This window comes from Variovorax sp. Root318D1 (genome assembly GCF_001424835.1).
Lineage (GTDB): Bacteria > Pseudomonadota > Gammaproteobacteria > Burkholderiales > Burkholderiaceae_C > Variovorax.
On record NZ_LMCQ01000020.1, the window covers coordinates 271162 to 287841 of the forward strand.

A 16680-nucleotide genomic window follows, 5' to 3' on the forward strand; every position below is an offset into this window, starting at 1 on the left:
GCGGCGCTTTCGATCAGGCGAGGCGTGCGCGATGGCGCGCGATTTGTGCCTTCACTTGCGCCGGCGCGGTGCCGCCCAAAATGTTGCGCGCATTGAGCGAGCCGCGCAGGCTCAGCACGTCGTACACGTCCTTCTCGATCTTCGGGTTGAACTGCTGCAGCACGGCCAGTGGCAGCTCCGCGAGGTCGACCTTGTGCGAGGTGGCCGCTTTCACGGCATGGGCCACGGTTTCGTGTGCGTCGCGGAAGGGCAGGCCCTTCTTCACGAGGTAGTCGGCCAGGTCGGTGGCGGTGGCGTAGCCGCGCAGGGCGGCGGCTTCCATGGCCTCGGGCTTCACGGTGATGCCGCCGATCATCTCGGCAAAGATGCGCAGCGTGTCCTTCAGCGTGTCGACGGTGTCGAACAGCGGCTCCTTGTCTTCCTGGTTGTCCTTGTTGTAGGCCAGCGGCTGGCCCTTCATCAGGGTGATGAGCGCCATCAGGTGGCCGACCACGCGGCCGGTCTTGCCGCGCGCGAGTTCGGGCACGTCGGGGTTCTTCTTCTGCGGCATGATCGAAGAGCCGGTCGTGAAGCGGTCGGCAATCTGGATGAAGCCGAAGTTCTGACTCATCCAGAGAATGAGTTCCTCGCTCATGCGGCTGATGTGCACCATGCACAGGCTGGCCGCGGCGGTGAACTCGATGGCGAAGTCGCGGTCGCTCACGGCGTCCAGGCTGTTCTGGCACACGCCGTCCATCTTCAGCGTTTTGGCGACCAGCTCACGGTCGAGCGGGTAGCTGGTGCCGGCCAGTGCGGCGGCGCCCAGCGGCAGGCGGTTGACGCGCTTGCGCACGTCCTGCAGGCGCTCGGCGTCGCGGCTGAACATTTCCACGTAGGCCAGCATGTGGTGGCCAAAGCTCACCGGCTGCGCCACCTGCAGGTGCGTGAAGCCGGGCAGGATGACCTCGACGTTCTTCTCGGCGATGTCCACCAGCGAAACCTGCAGCGCGACGAGCAGTTCGGCAATCAGGTCGATTTCGCCGCGTAGCCACAGGCGCACGTCAGTGGCGACCTGGTCGTTGCGGCTGCGGCCGGTATGCAGGCGCTTGCCGGCGTCGCCCACGAGCTGGGTCAGCCGGGCTTCGATGTTCAGGTGCACGTCTTCCAGGTCGAGTTTCCACTCGAAGGCGCCCGATTCGATTTCACTGCGGATCTGCGCCATCCCACGCTCGATCTCGGCGTGGTCCTGCGCGGCGATGATGCCCTGCGCGGCCAGCATGCCGGCATGCGCCAGAGAACCCTCGATGTCGGCCTGCCACAGACGCTTGTCGAAGAACACGCTCGCGGTGTAGCGCTTCACGAGGTCGCTCATGGGTTCGGAGAACAGGGCCGACCAGGCTTCGGATTTCTTGTCGAGTTGGTTTTGAGTCATGGGAACCGTTGGAGAGGCAATAATGGGTTGGTTACCCAATGTATCTGTGATGCGCAACCCGGCGATTTTATCGGCCAGCTCCACCCCCACGCCTTCGGCCCCGCCGGAAAGAGGGCGTTTGACCGCGCGCGGCAGCACGGGACTGTTCGACGCCTGCCAGATCGGCGTGGTGCTGCGCACGGTGCTCTTCGTGGAGGCCCTGGTGGCGACGGCCACGCTGTTCGTCTCGTCCACCCCGATGGGATGGCTGGTGCAGACCGCCACCGTCACGGGCGGCGCCTTGCCTGCCACCCTGTTGTGGCTGGTGGCCGCCTGCGGGCTGAAGAAGCCGCTCGGTCGTCTGCCCCGGCAGGCGCAGTACGCGGCGGGGGCCGCGCTCGGTGCCTTGTCCGCGCTCTACGGCTGCGGCCTGCTGCGGCTCACCGGCGTTCTTGGTACGGCGCCGTGGCTGGCCAGTGCCGTGGCGGGCGCCTTCATTGCGGGCCTCGTGATGGCGGCGATGGTGCTGCGCGCGCGCGGCCAGACGCCGGCCGCCATGACGGCCCGGCTGGAGGAGCTGCAGTCGCGTATCCAGCCGCACTTTCTGTTCAACACCCTCAACAGCGCCATTGCCCTGGTGCGCGAGGAGCCGGCCAAGGCCGAGACCATGCTGGAAGACCTGGCCGAGCTGTTTCGCCAGGCGCTGGCCGACCCGGGCGAATCTGGCACGCTGGCCGACGAGATCGCGCTGGCCGAGCGCTACCTGGCCATCGAGCAGGTGCGTTTCGGCGACCGCCTGCGCATCCGCTGGGACCTGGACGCCGCCGCCAGCAATGCCCGGCTGCCGCCACTTTTGCTGCAGCCACTGGTGGAAAACGCCATCAAGCACGGGGTGGAGCCCAGTCCCGATGGCGCCAAGCTGCGCATCCGCACCGAGCGCCGTGGCAGCGTGGTGGTGATCGAAGTGGTCAACAGCCTGCCGCCCCTACGCTGGGCCGACGAGCCTTTGCCGCGCGGCCATGGCATTGCGCTGGCCAACGTGCGCGACCGGCTTCGGCTGCTGCACGACATGCAGATGCAGTTCAGCGCCGGCATGGACCAGAAGAACTACCGCGTACGGATTGCCATTCCCGCCGAACCATGACCCTCAAGACCCTGATCGTCGACGACGAAGCCCTGGCCCGCTCGCGCCTGCGAACCCTGCTGCGCGACTGCCAATCGCCCGCTGCCGAGGTGGTGGCCGAGGCCGCGCAGGGCGCCGAGGCACTGCAACACCTGGAGAACATGGCGCTCGACCTGGTGCTGCTCGACGTGCACATGCCCGGCGTCGATGGCATCGAGGTGGCGCGCGCCCTGCGCGACCGGCCCGATGCGCCAGCCGTGGTGTTCGTGACCGCCCATGCGGCCCATGCGGTGACCGCCTTCGACCTGGACGCGGTCGACTACCTGACCAAGCCGGTGCGCGCCGAGCGCCTGCAGCAGGCGCTCCAGAAGGCCGAGCGCTTCTTGAAGGAGCGGCGCGCGCTGCAGGCGAATGCCCTGTCGGAAAGCGTGCTCATCCAGGACCGCGGCCGCGCCGAGCGGGTGCCGCTGTCCGAAGTGCTCTACCTGAAATCGGAGTACAAGTACCTCACGGTGCGCACCGCCTCGCGCAGCCACATCCTGGATGGCTCGCTGAATGAATTCGAGGAGCGGTATCCGGGGCGCTTCCTGCGGGTGCACCGCAATGCGCTGGTGGCACGCTCGGCCATCCGCGCGCTGGAGAAATACGACGACGGGGAAGACGCCGAAGGCTGGGCCCTGCGGCTCGATGCGATTCCCGAACCCGTCGCGGTGTCGCGGCGGCAACTGGCTGCAGTGCGCGAAGTGCTGAAGGAACCGCGATGAGCGACGACAGGAATACCACCGGGCAGGGCGCGGCGGTGCAAGAGGCTCCCGAAGCCGTGGAGCCCCCGCCGGAACTGCCGCCCGAACCCGTGCCGGAGCCGCTGCGGGAAGCCACGGAATCGGAAACAAGGCCCGAACCGGAGCCCGAGCCCGACCGCGTGCTGCTGCACATGCCGGTCGACGTGCGCAGCGCATCGCTGGTGGTGCTCGCCGTGCTCGCCAGCGTCTTCGCCTTGCGCTGGGCGTCGGCGGTTTTCATTCCGCTGATGCTGAGCCTCCTGATGAGCTACGCGCTGTCGCCGCTGGTCGACATGCTCGAGCGCTGGAGGGTGCCGCGCTGGATCGGTGCGGCGGTGATCCTGCTGAGTTTGGGCGGCGGCCTGGGCTGGACCGGCTATTCGCTGTCGGGCAGCGCCTCGGAGCTTCTCGATGCCTTGCCGGTGGCCGCGCAGAAGCTGCGCCAGGCCGCGCGCAGCGACAAGAACGCCGCCGCCACGCCGCTGGACAGCGTGCAGCAGGCCGCTGCGCAGCTCGAACGCGCGGCCGAGGAGAACTCCGCCCGCGTCGCGGCTCGCAAGGGCGTGGCCCGCGTCATCATCGAGCGGCCGCCCTTCAACGTGCGGGAGTACTTGTGGAGCGGCACCGTCGGGTTGCTGGGCGCTATCGGGCAGCTCACGCTGGTCGCCTTTCTCACCTTCTTCGCGCTGTGCTCCGGCAACACGTTCCGGCGCAAGCTGATCAAGATCACGGGCCCGAGCCTGCAGAAGAAAAAGATCACGGTGCATGTGCTGGACGACATCACGCAGAACATCGAGCGCTATCTGCTGGTGCAGATACTGACCAGCATGCTGGTCGGGGTTGCCACGGGCGTGGCGTTCTGGTCCCTTGGCCTGGACAACGCCGCCGTCTGGGGCATCGTGGCGGCCGTGACCAATCTCATGCCGTACATCGGCTCGGTGATCATCATGGCCGCGGCGGGGCTGGTGGCCTTCGTGCAGTTCAACACCATCGAAATGGGCCTGCTGGTGGCCGGCACGTCGCTGATCATCCACACCCTCGTCGGCAACCTGCTGGTGCCCTGGCTCACCAGCCGCACCAGCCGCATGAACCCCGTGGCGGTGTTCGTCGGCGTGATCTTCTGGGGCTGGCTGTGGGGCGTCTGGGGGCTGCTGCTCGGCATTCCCATCACCATGGTGATCAAGTCGATCTGCGACCGGGTCGAAGACCTGCAGCCGATCGGCGAGTTGTTGGGGGAATAGGCCGGGCTGGTGCGTCGGCGGCTCAGCGCAGCGCACGCTGCATGAGCACGGTGTCGACCCACTGCCCGAACTTGAAGCCGACGTTGCGCAGCACGCCCACCGTCTCGAAGCCGAGGCTCTCGTGCACGCGCTGCGAACCCGCGTTGGCGCTGTTGCCGACCACCGCCACCATCTGCGTGAAGCCGCTCTCTGTGCAGCGCCGGATTACCTCCTGGAGCAGCGCCTTGCCGATGCCGTGGCCTTGCATGCCCGGCGCGACGTAGATCGAATCTTCCACCGTGTGGCGGTACGCCGAGCGGCTGCGGTAGGGACTCGCATAGGCATAGCCGGCCACCTCGCCATCCTTCATGGCCACGAGGTAGGGAAGGCCGCGCGCAACCACGTCGGCGCGGCGCAATTGCATCTGCGGGGCCGTGGGCACTTCTTCCTCGAAGGAGCACAAATCGTGCAGCACGTAGTGGCCGTAGATCGCCTGCACGGCCGGCACGTGGTTCGGCCCGGCATCGAGGATCTCGACGGCGGGGGATGCAAGGGTGGATGAGGGCATGCGCCGATCTTGACCCGACGGCATCGATAAGTGAAGCTTCGTTGATCTATGCAAGGCATAAGAAATACTTTGGACAAGACACTGAACCTCGACCAGCTGAAATCGTTCGGGCTGGTGATCGAAACCGGCAGCTTCTCGGCCGCGGCCGACCGGCTCGGCCTCACGCAGCCGGCGGTGAGCCTGCAGATCCGCCAGCTGGAGCGCAGGCTGGCGGTGCGCCTGATCGAACGGGTAGGCAAGCGCGCCAAGGCCACGCCGGCGGGCGTCGAACTGCTTCGGCACATTCAGCACATCGAAACCGCGGTGGAGAACGCCATCGACGCATTGGCGGACCATGCCAGCGGCGTCACGGGCCGCGTCCGCCTGGGCACTGGCGCAACGGCCTGCCTGTATTTTTTACCGGCGCTGCTGCGCGGCCTGCGCGAGCAGTTTCCGGCGCTCGGCATCGTGGTGAGCACAGGCAACACCGACGACCATGTGCGCAGGGTGGAAGAAAACAGCATCGACCTCGCGCTGGTCACGCTGCCGGCCGCGGGGCGCTCGCTGAGCGTGGTGCCGGTGCTCGACGACGAGTTCGTCGCTATTGGCCGCAGCGATCTCGCGCCGCTGAAGGCGCGCGTGGCGCCCGCCGAACTGGCCGCCTTGCCGCTGGTGCTGTTCGAGCCCGCGGCCAACACCCGCAAGCTGGTCGATCGCTGGTTCGCGGCCGATGGCCTGCAGCCGCAGCCCGTGATGGAGCTGGGCAGCGTCGAGGCAATGAAGGAGATGGTGGCCGCGGGGCTGGGCTACGGCATCGTGCCGCGCATGGCCATGGCGGGCCGCGGCGCCCACCCCGGCCTGAAGGTGAGCCAGCTGAGCCCGCGCATGCACCGCACGCTGGCTGTCGTGATCCGGCGCGACAAGCCGGTCAACAAGGCGCTGCGCGTGGTGCTCGACGCGATCGTCGCGGCCGGCAAGAAGGGCAAGGCCGCGCCGCTTGCTACTCGGCCGAAAAAGTAGCGAGGGTAGAGCCACCGCGCGCGCGGCCCAGCGTGCCGACGATGAGCGCGGCAATCAGCACCAGCACGCCGCTGAGCACCATCGCGCTCGAGATGCCGTAGTTGTCGACCGTGACGCCGCCGATCAGCGCGCCGGAAGCAATCGCCACCTGGAAGCCGCTCACGAGCAGTGCCTGGCCGGCTTCGGGTGCATCGGGCACGGCATCCATCATCCAGCCCGTGAGCGCCACCGGGATCAGACCGAAGGCCACGCCCCAGATGAAGACCACGACCGCGCCGGCCACGAAGCCGCTGCCGATCACCGTGGACAGCAGCAACGCCGTCGCAAGCATCAGCGCCGCGAGCAGGGTGGTGCCGCGCACGCTGCGCGCCACCAGGCTGCCGCCGATGAAGGTGCCGATGAATCCGACCGCGCCGTAGACCAGCAGCAGCGTGGAGACCGAGTTCGGCACCAGCCCGAACACCTGCTGCAGCAGCGGCTTCAGGTAGGTGTAGGCCGCGAAGTGGCCGGCAATGAAGAACAGCACCGCGAGCAGGCCGACCTGGGCCATGCGCCGCGTCAATGGCGTGAGCAGGTCGCGCGCACCGATGGCGCGCACCGGCGGTATCGCGGGCAGCAGCCACAGCTGCACCACCAGCACCAGCGCCGCGAGCGCGCCGGTCACGGCGAAGGAAGCGCGCCAACCAAACAGCGTGCCGAGGAACGAGCCCGCGGGTACGCCGAGCACGGTGGCGGCGGACACGCCCGCCAGCACCAGTGACATGGCCCGGGCCTTCGAGGCATCGGGCACCAGCTGCGTGGCCGCGGCCGGCGCAAAGGTCCAGAAGCCGCCGACGCTCAGGCCCAGCATGAGCCGCGCGACCAGCATGGTGGCAAAGTTGGGCGCAAGGGCGGCCAGCAGATTCGAGGCGATCAGAAGCGCGGTGAGTGCAATCAGCACGGTGCGCCGGTCGAGGCGGCCCGAGGCGACGATCAGCGCCGGCCCGGCGAAGGCGGCCAGCACGCCGGGCATGGTGATCATCAGGCCGGCCGTGCCGTCGGACACGTTCAGGCCGCGCGCGATGTCGGTCAGAAGGCCGATGGGCATGAACTCGGTCGACACCATCGCGAAGGTGCCCACGGCAATCGAGCCGACGGCCAACCAGGCGGAACGGGTGGAGCGGTCGGCCTTGGCCGGCTCGGGCACCAGATCGTCGGCGCAGGGGTTGCTGCTGGGTGAATTCATCATGGGAAGAAGGTCCTGGGATCGCATCGGCGAAGCGTGAGCCGACACGTTGTTGCGAAAGGCCGTTCAGTGTCGAAGCGGATGGGCCTTTCACAAAGGGGCTCTCCAGCAGTAGTCAGTTTCCCAGGGACGAACAATCGCCCCTTTTGCGTTGTTCCCTCTTTCTCGATGGCGTCAGATGCGTGGTTGCAGCACCCGCCCGTCGCCGATGAACGAGTCGCCCACCAGTACACGAAAGCTCTCGCCTTCGCGGAACTTCACTGCTGCGATGTCCGGCGCCAGCAGTTCGACGTCGAGCGCATGCGGCGTGCCCCGCTCGAGCACTTCGCCCTGCGGCACGAACCAACGCGCCGAGAAGCCCTCGTTGCCGACCACCAGCGCGCAGCGGTATTCGCCCGCCGAAAGCGGCACGTTGTGCGAAAGCAGCGCCGTCGGTCGCAGCGTGAGTTCGACACGAAGGTGCGGCGTGAACGTGCCCGCCGCATCGAAGCCCACGGGCTCGGCCGGAGGCGCGCGCCGAGGAATCTTGCCAATGAGCCAGCCGATGACGTTGCCGATGACGGGCACCCAAAGCACCATCAGCAGCGTGCCGATGTCGCGCGTGGTCGACCCGCGCTCCGCGTAGTGGCGCACGAGCCCGCCCGCAATCGCCACGCACAGCAGGATGATGACGATGAGTTTGCGGCGGGACTGGATGGTGGTCATGGAAGTGCGGGTGGAATCGGCACGCGGACCTTAACCCACCCGCAGCACGGCATCCGCCGGCAGCGCCTGCCAGTCGATCCATTCACCGATGGCGGCATGGTGCGTCGGCGTCGCCGCTGCATCCGGCGTTCCCCATTGCAGCGTCAAACGCCGTGGCCCGAGCCGCAGCGCCATCTCGAACCCCGGCCAGTGCGCCGGCACGCGCGGCGTCAGCGAGAGCTCGCGGCCCTTCACGCACAGGCCCAGCAGTGTTTCGACCGCGGCGCGGTGCAGCCATGCGGCCGAGCCGGTGTACCAGCTCCAGCCGCCGCGGCCGACATACGGCGCGGCACTGTAGATGTCGCCGGCCATCACGTAGGGCTCCAGTTCGTAGGCGGGCCCGCGCTCCGGATGCGCGGCGCGGTGGGCGGGGCTCAGGCCTTCGAAGCTTTGCCATGCCGCTTCGTGGTCGCCCTGGAGCGCCTGCGCCATCAGCGCCCACACGGCGCCATGCGAATACTGACCGCCGTTCTCGCGCACGCCGGGCGGGTAGGCCTGGATGTAGCCGGGGTTGTTGGCCGAATGGGCGAAAGGCGGTGCCAGCAGGCGGAGCAGCCCTGCCGGCTCGTCGCGCAGGTGCTTCTCGATGGCAGCCATCGCCGGGGCGGTGTGCGCATCGTTCGACGCGCCGGAGAGCACCGACCAAGCCTGCGCGATCAGGTCGATGCGGCACTCGTCGTTGGCCGACGAACCGAGCGGCGCGCCGTTGTCGAAGAAGGCGCGGCGGAACCAGGCACCGTCCCAGCCGGCGTCGTGCAGCGCTGTGATCCAGCCGCGCCGCGCCTCGTTCCAGCGCGCAGCCCGACCGTGCTCGCCGCGGGCTTGCGCAATCGGCGCGAACTGCTCGACCACGCGGCACAGGAACCAGGCTAGCCAGACTGACTCGCCGCGGCCTTCGTGGCCGACCCGGTTCATGCCGTCGTTCCAGTCGCCGGTGCCCATCAGCGGCAGGCCGTGCACACCGGTTTCAAGGCTGCGATCGATGGCCAGTGCGCCGTGCTCGAACACACTCGCCATGCGGCCGCTGTGCTGCGGCACGTAGTAGGCGTCTTCGGCGCCCTCGGGAATCGCGGGGCCTTCGATGAACCCGACCGCGTGGTCGAGCAGCGCTGCATCGCCGGTCACCTCGACGTAATGCGCGGTCGCAAAGGGAAGCCACAGCAGGTCGTCCGAAAAATGCGTGCGCACGCCCGCGCCGCCAGGCATGTGCCACCAGTGCTGCACGTCGCCTTCGGGAAACTGGCGCGCCGCATTGACCAGGATCTGCTCGCGCAGCCGCGATGGGTCGGTGAGCGCAAAGGCCATCGCGTCCTGCAACTGGTCGCGAAAGCCGAAAGCGCCCCCGGCCTGGTAGAAGCCGGCTTTCGACCAAAGCCGGCAGGCCAGCGTCTGGTAGATGAGCCAGCGGTTGACCATGGCGTCGAACAGCGGATCGGGCGTGCGCACTTGCAGGCGGCCCAGCAGCTCGTCCCAGAAACCACGCGCCGCTGCCAAGGCCTCGTGCACATCGCGCTGGCTCCAGCGGCGAGCGAGCGCCAGCGCCGCGTCGGCATTGCCTGCGTGGCCGAGCACGAAGCTGAACTCCGCCGTCTCGCCGGCACCGATGACGAATTCGCCGCCGATGGCGGCGCAGGCGTCCAGCCCGCCGCCTGCGCGCCGCGCCAGCGTGTCGGGCACTTCGACGATCCCGCGCCCGGCAAAGAACTCGTTGCGATCGCAAGTCCATTGCGTGGCACCCGGCGATCCGGCCAGCAGCAGGAAGGCTGTGCTGCCGCCGAAGCCCGCGCTCGATTCACGCTGCTGGCCGAACACCGCGGGCAGGTCTTCGGGCTTCCAGCAATGCGCGGTCCGCCGCTCGCCGCGCGCGGCGCCGAGTTGCCACTCGACCATGCCGAGGGCGCGCAGGCGTCGTTGGCTGGTGCCTTCGTTGCGCACGCGCACGTGCACCAGCTTGACGGCGTCGTCCCGGTCCGCGAAGAAGGTGGTTTCGAGTGCCAGGTTCTGTTGAAGGCATTCGAAGACCGTGTAGCCCTGGCCATGCCGCACGCGGTGGCGCACCTCACTCTCGTGCTCCGCACCCTGGCCGGCCGGCGTGAGCGGCAGCATGGCGCGGGAGGCGACGTCTTGCAGCAGGTAGTGCTCGAAGGCTGGGTCCTGCACCGGATCGTTCGACCACGGCGTGACCTGGTGCATGCGGCTGTTGCCAGCCCAGGTGAAGCCGGTGCCCCATTCGGACACCTGGAAGCCGAAATTGGCATTGGCGATCACGTTGATCCAGGGGCGCGGTGTGCGGTGGCCGGCGTCGATGTCGAAGCGGAATTCGCCGCTATCGGCATCGAAGCTTCCCGTGGGCGCTTCCGCTGAAGGGCCACCCGCGAGCCGTGCCAGCAGCGCGACGCGTGACGATGCCGCCGGAATCTCGGGGTCCGTTCCCGTGTCGACACGTGCCTCGTGCAGCGCTGCCACCTGCATTTCGAGCGAGCGCCCATCGGCGGTGAACACCACGCGCGCCAGCTTCGACAGCGCGGCTTTCTCGGAAGGCGCCACCTCGTGGTCGCGCAGCAGGTAGAAGCCCGCCGTGTCGTTGCGCGGAAAACTGTTCTGGGTCTGGTGCGCGACGCGCAGGCGCAGGGCTTCGATCTCGCGCTGCAACGGCATCAGGTAGGAGTTCGGCTCGCTGTTGAGCACCACCAGGTCGCAGGCCACGCCGCCAAAGCCCCACCACGGCTGCGCGCGCAGCAGCGCGTTGACGAGTCCCATGCCGTTCATCGAATGGATGGCGACCAGCACGATCGGCTTGTCGCCCGAAATGCCGAAGCGCCAGATCTGGCGCAGGTCGATCAATCCGCGGTCTTTCATCGCGCGCGGCGTGGTGTAGGTGAGGATGGTCGTCAGGTCTTGCAGCGCGAAGGTTTGCGCGGGCGCAATGCTCAGGTCGCGCAAGCGCACCTGCGCCAGCGTGGCGGCCATGCGCATCGCGCGCTCCACGTGCATCGGCTCCAGGTAGCGGTCGATGCTGGGCATCAGCGCCTCGACGCTTTCGTCCGCGGCAGTCGCGAAGCTCAGGTGCGCGGTGGCCCCCGGTGCGATCGACAGGCGTACGCGCAGGCATGCGATGGGATCGAGGCCGTTCACCGGTGTGCTGTCTGGCGCCATGGGCTGCGGATCGAGCGCGGGGCTCGCGAGCGAACGGTTGCGGCCGATGAAGGCGCGCCGGTCGGTCATGCAGTCGATCGAAAGCACATGGGCATCGACCGAGGCGAGGAAGTGCGCGGCGGCCACCACCGGGTCGCCATGCAGGCGCGGTTTGCGCGTCATCAGCAGTGCGCGCCACGCGGGTTCCCAGCGCGATTCGACGAACAGGTTGGCGAAGGCCGGATGCGCCTCGTCGGCCTTGGGATTCGACAGCACCGGCTCGAAGTAGGAGACGAGCTCCAGCGTGCGGGTTTTTTCGCCGGTGTTGTGCAGCGTGATGTTGCGCAGCTCGGTGTCGTCTTCGGGGCTGATCAGCACCGTGGTGCGCACTTGCAAGCCGTCGCCGGTTGCATCGAACTGCACCTGCTCCGCAAGAAATCGTGTGCGGTAGCTCCAGCCGGCGCCGGGCGCGGGCAGGGCGGTGAGCGAGACGAGTTCCTGCTGCCCTTCGTCGCGCAGGAAGAAGAAGGTGCCATGGCTGTCGCGCAGGGGATCGTCGCGCCAGCGGGTCACGTTGAACGCGTGCCAGCGGCTCACACCTGCGCCGTTGGCGCGCAGGGCCACCGTGTAGCGCCCGTTCGACAGCAGGTGCGTGGGCTGGAAGCCGGAGGCCGTCGGGTCCACCGCGCGGGGCTGGAACAGCGGCGCCAGTTCGCCCAGGCTGGGTTCGGGCGGCGTGCGCGGGTCCGCGCTGCCGATGATCTGCCGTGGCGTGCGTTCGTGCAGCAGCGACTCGTGCGCCTGCACCAGTGCGGCACTGCCGAACCAGCGCCGCGGCGCCTCGGCGCGCAGCACGTGGCACAGCGCCACGAGCGACATGCCCTGGTGGTGCGCCATGAAGTTGCGCACAACGGTGAAGTCCTGACCTTCGGCCTGGCGCGAGGTGGTGAAGTCGACCGCGTCGTGAAAGCCGAACTCGCCGCGCGCGCCAAGCGATTCGAGCAGTTCCAGGTTGACCACCGCCGCGGCCGGTGCAAGCACCGCGGCCATGGCGCTGGCATAGGGCGCCACCACGCGGTCGGTGGGGGGCGTGCGGCGAAGCGCGAGGCGCGGCACGCCGAAGGGCGAGTACTGGAAGGCCAGTGAATGGTCCTGCGCGAAGTAGGCCGACTCCGAGACGCCCCAAGGCAGGTTCAGCGATCGGCCGAAAGCCTGCTGCTCGGCAATGGCCGCGGTGTTGGCCACCTGCAGCAGGCCGTCGGCGGGCTCGGACATCACGAGCGCGGGCATCAGGTACTCGAACATCGAGCCGGACCACGACTTGAGGCCGGGCTGGTAACCCACCAGCAGGAACGGCCGGCCCAGCGCCATCCAGTGGCGCCGGGGCACGTCGCCCTTGGCAATGGCCAGGAAGCTCAGCAACCGCGCTTCGGAGGCCAGCAGGTCGTAGTAGCTCGCGTCGAGCTCGTTCTCCTCGACGCGCAGGCCGATGTGGAACAGGTGTCGCTTGGGGTCATACAGGCCGCTGAAATCCATGCCGGCGTGCAGCGCGTCGCAGCGCCGTGCCAGCGCCTCCAGCGCGGGTTCCTCGTGGCTCTGGCAGCCTTCCGCGGCGAAGGTGCGGCAGGCCTGGGCGACGGCCACCAGATGGCCCGCAAGGTTGCCGCTGTCCACGCTGGACACATAGGCCGGCGGCAGCAGGCGCAGGGTCTGCGTGTCGTACCAGTTGAAGAGATGGCCCTCGTGCTTCTGCATGCGGTCGATGGTGTCGAGCGTGGCCGTGATGCGCACGATCAGCGCCGCGGTGTCGAGCCAGCCGAACTCGCGCGCGCAGCACGTCGCCAGCAGGTACATGCCGATGTTGGTGGGCGAGGTGCGGTGGGCGACGGTCGGCTGCGGCTCGAGCTGCAGGTTGTCGGGCGGCAGGTGGTTGTCGTCCGGACCGACCACGTGCTCGAAGAACCGCCAGGTGTCTTGCGCCAGTTTTTCGAGGTACGCGCGCTGCTCAGCGCTCAGCGGATCGGGCACGTCCGGATCGACGCGGCTGCTCCACCAGGCCGCGAACGGCGCCAGCGCCCAGGCCAGGAACAGCAGAGGCCCGGCCACAGGGTAGGCGCTCCAGCGCGCCGCCACCACCGCCAGTGCCAGGCAGAACCCGGTACTGAGTGCCGCGTTGCGCAGGAAGGGCGGCAGCCGTTGGCTCGACTGGGCCTGTGCCTGCGCGGTCGTGGTCCATTGGAGCAGATGCCTGCGGCTGACGGTCAGCCGCCATGTCGCCAGGAACATTGCATCGAGCAGCAGGCGCGACTGCGCCGCCAGTTGGACGAACTGCCAGGCCGCGCCAGCCATGGCGCGGAGCAGCTCGACCGCGCCGACCTCGAAGAAGTGGCGCAGCTCGATGGCGCGGCGTGTCGGCACCAGTCCTGCCAATGCGCCGAGCAGCGGCCCCAGTGTGAGCGCTGAAGCGACCGCGGCAAGCGCCCATCCGAGCGGCATGGCCTGCGTGAAGATCACCAGCACCAGCAGCGCGAAAGAGGCGGGCACCACCAGCGAGCGGCGCAGGTTGTCGCCCATCTTCCAGAGCCCGAGCGCGTCGATGCCGAATCGCCTGGCGCGCCATATCAGCGGCAGCAGCTGCCAGTCGCCGCGCACCCAGCGGTGCACGCGCGATGCGGCCACGCCCGCGTGGTGAGGGTGGTCCTCGATCAGCACCACGTCGCTCACCATTGCGCAGCGCGCGACCGTGCCTTCGAGCAGGTCGTGGCTCAGCACCGCGCCTTCGGGCAGGCGGCGATCCAGCGTGGCGTGTACGGCGCGCACGTTCAGCAGGCCCTTGCCGGTGAAGGAGCCGCTGCCGAACACGTCCTGGTAGATGTCGGACGCGCCGCTGCCGTACGGGTCGAGCCCACACTGCCCGGCAAACATCCAGTGGAAGAGCGAGCGCTCGTTGCGCAATGGGAAGGGCGTCACGATGCGCGGCTGGAGGATGCCGAAGCCCGCGACCACGCGCCGGCTTTGCGCGTCGATCTCGGGTGCATTGAGCGGGTGGGCGGCAATCGACACCAGATCTCGCAGCGCGCCCGGCGGCAGGCCGGTGTCGCTGTCGAGCGTCAGCACGTAGGGCGTTCGTCCCGATGCCAGCCGCTGGCCCGATGCGAGCGGCAGAAAGCCGCTGGCGTCGCCCGTTGCCAGGAGGCGCATCAGCATTTCGATCTTGCCGCGCTTGCGCTCCCAGCCCATCCAGCGTTCTTCGGTGCCGCTCCAGCTGCGCGGGCGGTGCAGCAGCAGGAAGCGCGAGGCCGCGCCTGTGGTCGCTGGATATTTCGCATTGAGGGCTGCGATGCGCGCAATGGCATCGTCGAGCAGCGGTGCGTCGTCCGGCAGCGAGGCTTGCGCAGCGTCGGCCCAGTCGGTCAGCAATGCGAACTGGGCGTGCTCTTCGCGATTGGCGAGCCAGTGCAGTTCGAGCCGATGGGCGAGCTGCGCGGTGTTCGCAGGCGAGCTCAGCAGCGTGGGAATGACGACGAGCACTCGGTGCCGCTCGGGAATGCCGGCCGGGAAGTCGAGGCGCGGCAAGGCCTGGACCCGCACCGACTCGGCCATGATGCGCTGCGCCAGGGCGATCAACGCCTCCGAGAGCGGCCATGCGAGCAGTGCCATCGCCGCAACGGTGTTCCAGCCACGAGGAGACGGCAGTCCGTTCGCCACCGCCGTCAGCAGCCACGCGGTGCCCAGCACGATGGAGAGCACATACGCGGGCAGGCGCCAGCCGCGGCGGCTGCGCAGCGGCCAGACCCTTGCAGGCCGGCGGACGTGGCCCGCCGCGGCATCGGATTGCAGCGCGCCTATCAGCTCGGCGCGTCCTTGGCCGAACAGGTAGTAGCCGGCGGTGCCATCGGCTCGGTCGGTATCGGCCTGCACATCGTCAGCCGGCGCGGCTGCCGCGAGCCGCACCACGGCCTGCGCCACCTCGCGCTCGGAGCGGCCGCTGTCGCGCGCAATCCGCTCCATCGCGTGGGTGATCTGTTGGCGCGTGAGCTCGCTCTCGTCCACGAAGCTCGGCAGCTCGCGCAGCACGCGCAGCGACCGACTGACGGGTTCGATCAGGTCGCTCCACTCGACCTGGCCGATCATGCGCAGCGTGGTGATGATGTTGCCGACGGTGAGGTTGGCCGCGGCTTGTGCGTTCTGAGCCTCGCCGATCAGTGCCGGCCCGTTGGGGCAGTGCTGTTCGGTCCAGCGCACCAGCGCAGGAACGTTCTCGCCATGCTCAACCGGCAAGCGCTGCCAGAGCTGCGTGATGTAGGCATCCTGCAGGTTGTGGCTTTGCAATGCGCGATACAGCGCGTCGAGGTCTGGTGTCGAGAGATGCGGCGCCGCATCCCAGACTGCGTGCGCTATTTCGCGCGCGACCTTGTTCTCGGCGATGCTCTCGGCCACGCGGCGCAGGTTTTCGAGCAGCACCACGCGCAGGGTAGTGGGCAACGCCCAGAGCTCGCCGAGCGTGAGCTCGTCGATATCCTGGTAGGCATTGAGAAAAGCAGTGAACAGCGTCTTGTTGAGCACGCTGTCGGTGTGGGCCACGTAGGCCCACGCAATACCGTAGACGCGCGGCAGCCCCGCGAGCGGAGGCGTGGCGAGCTTCGGCAGTCGCGCGTAGTAGCTGCGCGGCACGCCGTCATGGATCTGCTGCAGCTGGGCTTCCACCAGGTGGAAGTTGTCGAGCAGCCATTCGGCCGCGGGCGACACATAGCGACCGCTCTGCGAAATGAGCGCGATGTAGTCGAAAGCATTCCGCAGCGATTCGAGGTTCTCGTCGACGCGCGGAAAAAAGGGCGCACCTTCGCGCGCGCGGCGGGGGTCGACTTCGACGACCTGAGCGCGGGACAGACTGTGGCCGTGCTGTTCGAAGCGCTGGGCGCCGAAGAGTTCGGCGCGGATCGGTGGCGCCACCGGATCATGTGGCGCAAGGAGCAGCGCGCGCGCGTACGGGCTGAGGTCTGCGAGCCGATCAACGACAAAGGCGGCGCTCATTGCGCCGCCTTTGCGTGGGTTTCGGATGGCATGCTGCCTGCCGGTTCCCTCTCGGGGAGAGTTGCAGCCCGTATCGGGTCAAAGGCGGCCACCCTCAAGCGATGGCGAACAGCCCGATGCCGAAAGCTGCCGCAACGCAGGCCATCGTGACGATCCGGCCCGCAGCGAGTGCCCGCACCCGCTGCATGTGGCTTCGCATCGAGAACCATCGCCCGTGGGCACGTGCGCAGTGACGCATGTGGGAGGCCAGCGCCTCGAAATCGTCGGTGACGAAATCGACTTGTGAATGGGTGAGGGACTGCGGGGTGGACATTGCAACGGGCTCCTGAAAAACGACTCGAGCTGCCGCGCGATTGCGAGAGATAGCGAGAAAACTTTGAATGCCTCCGACCCTACCCTTTTAATTGACCTTACAAATTGCTGTTCGGCAATTGTTTATGTAGGAAAAGGCGTACAGACG

Annotated in this window: 10 protein-coding genes; 4 read left to right on the forward strand and 6 right to left on the reverse strand. The window is 68.2% G+C overall.

Going from position 1 to position 16680, the window contains the following annotated elements; genetic code table 11:
* Positions 1-13: 13 nt before the first annotated feature.
* Entirely contained in the window at positions 14-1411 is a 1398-nt protein-coding gene (gene argH, locus ASC78_RS18075; protein WP_055804120.1) for an argininosuccinate lyase, read from the reverse strand.
* Positions 1412-1433: 22 nt separating this feature from the next.
* Between argH and ASC78_RS18080 the strand changes: the two genes are divergently transcribed.
* From ASC78_RS18080 to ASC78_RS18090, 3 genes are read left to right on the forward strand one after another with little or no spacing between them, the layout of a single operon-like run.
* Complete coding sequence (locus ASC78_RS18080; RefSeq protein ID WP_082517576.1) at positions 1434-2534, forward strand: sensor histidine kinase; 1101 nt, start codon at positions 1434-1436, stop codon at positions 2532-2534.
* Complete coding sequence (locus tag ASC78_RS18085) at positions 2531-3277, forward strand: LytR/AlgR family response regulator transcription factor (RefSeq protein WP_055804126.1); 747 nt, start codon at positions 2531-2533, stop codon at positions 3275-3277. The genes ASC78_RS18080 and ASC78_RS18085 overlap by 4 nt, the downstream gene beginning before the upstream one ends.
* Entirely contained in the window at positions 3274-4536 is a 1263-nt protein-coding gene (locus ASC78_RS18090; RefSeq protein ID WP_055804128.1) for an AI-2E family transporter, read from the forward strand. The genes ASC78_RS18085 and ASC78_RS18090 overlap by 4 nt, the downstream gene beginning before the upstream one ends.
* 22 nt (positions 4537-4558) lie before the next feature.
* Here the strand turns inward: ASC78_RS18090 and ASC78_RS18095 are convergent, their stop codons facing one another.
* Positions 4559-5083, reverse strand: a complete 525-nt coding sequence (locus ASC78_RS18095) for a GNAT family N-acetyltransferase (protein ID WP_055804131.1) — start codon at positions 5081-5083, stop codon at positions 4559-4561.
* A 48-nt stretch (positions 5084-5131) separates the two neighbouring features.
* Here ASC78_RS18095 and ASC78_RS18100 point away from each other — a divergent pair, with 48 nt between their 5' ends.
* Complete coding sequence (locus ASC78_RS18100) at positions 5132-6082, forward strand: LysR family transcriptional regulator (protein ID WP_055804133.1); 951 nt, start codon at positions 5132-5134, stop codon at positions 6080-6082.
* On the opposite strand, the gene ASC78_RS18105 is transcribed toward ASC78_RS18100, so the two are convergent.
* The 4 genes from ASC78_RS18105 to ASC78_RS18120 all read right to left on the reverse strand — a co-directional run bounded on the left by ASC78_RS18105 (position 6063) and on the right by ASC78_RS18120 (position 16533).
* Positions 6063-7310: an MFS transporter gene (locus ASC78_RS18105; RefSeq protein WP_082517577.1), complete on the reverse strand. Its 1248-nt coding sequence runs from the start codon at positions 7308-7310 to the stop codon at positions 6063-6065. The genes ASC78_RS18100 and ASC78_RS18105 overlap by 20 nt on opposite strands.
* Positions 7311-7481: 171 nt before the next feature.
* Positions 7482-8012, reverse strand: coding sequence for a hypothetical protein (locus tag ASC78_RS18110; RefSeq protein WP_055804136.1), 531 nt, complete (start codon positions 8010-8012; stop codon positions 7482-7484).
* 30 nt (positions 8013-8042) lie between these two features.
* Positions 8043-16220 carry a GH36-type glycosyl hydrolase domain-containing protein gene (locus ASC78_RS18115; RefSeq protein WP_055804139.1) on the reverse strand — a complete coding sequence of 2726 codons (8178 nt, stop codon included), beginning with the start codon at positions 16218-16220 and terminating at the stop codon, positions 8043-8045.
* A gap of 94 nt (positions 16221-16314) precedes the next feature.
* Entirely contained in the window at positions 16315-16533 is a 219-nt protein-coding gene (locus ASC78_RS18120; protein ID WP_055804142.1) for a hypothetical protein, read from the reverse strand.
* Between the last annotated feature and the right edge of the window lie 147 nt (positions 16534-16680).

What these genes read in the sequence shown, in the direction of transcription:
- argH (WP_055804120.1), bottom strand. Translation starts at nt 1,411, where the DNA reads ATGACTCAAAACCAACTCGACAAGAAATCCGAAGCCTGGTCGGCCCTG.
- ASC78_RS18080 (WP_082517576.1), top strand. Translation starts at nt 1,434, where the DNA reads ATGGGTTGGTTACCCAATGTATCTGTGATGCGCAACCCGGCGATTTTA.
- ASC78_RS18085 (WP_055804126.1), top strand. Translation starts at nt 2,531, where the DNA reads ATGACCCTCAAGACCCTGATCGTCGACGACGAAGCCCTGGCCCGCTCG.
- ASC78_RS18090 (WP_055804128.1), top strand. Translation starts at nt 3,274, where the DNA reads ATGAGCGACGACAGGAATACCACCGGGCAGGGCGCGGCGGTGCAAGAG.
- ASC78_RS18095 (WP_055804131.1), bottom strand. Translation starts at nt 5,083, where the DNA reads ATGCCCTCATCCACCCTTGCATCCCCCGCCGTCGAGATCCTCGATGCC.
- ASC78_RS18100 (WP_055804133.1), top strand. Translation starts at nt 5,132, where the DNA reads ATGCAAGGCATAAGAAATACTTTGGACAAGACACTGAACCTCGACCAG.
- ASC78_RS18105 (WP_082517577.1), bottom strand. Translation starts at nt 7,310, where the DNA reads ATGATGAATTCACCCAGCAGCAACCCCTGCGCCGACGATCTGGTGCCC.
- ASC78_RS18110 (WP_055804136.1), bottom strand. Translation starts at nt 8,012, where the DNA reads ATGACCACCATCCAGTCCCGCCGCAAACTCATCGTCATCATCCTGCTG.
- ASC78_RS18115 (WP_055804139.1), bottom strand. Translation starts at nt 16,220, where the DNA reads ATGAGCGCCGCCTTTGTCGTTGATCGGCTCGCAGACCTCAGCCCGTAC.
- ASC78_RS18120 (WP_055804142.1), bottom strand. Translation starts at nt 16,533, where the DNA reads ATGTCCACCCCGCAGTCCCTCACCCATTCACAAGTCGATTTCGTCACC.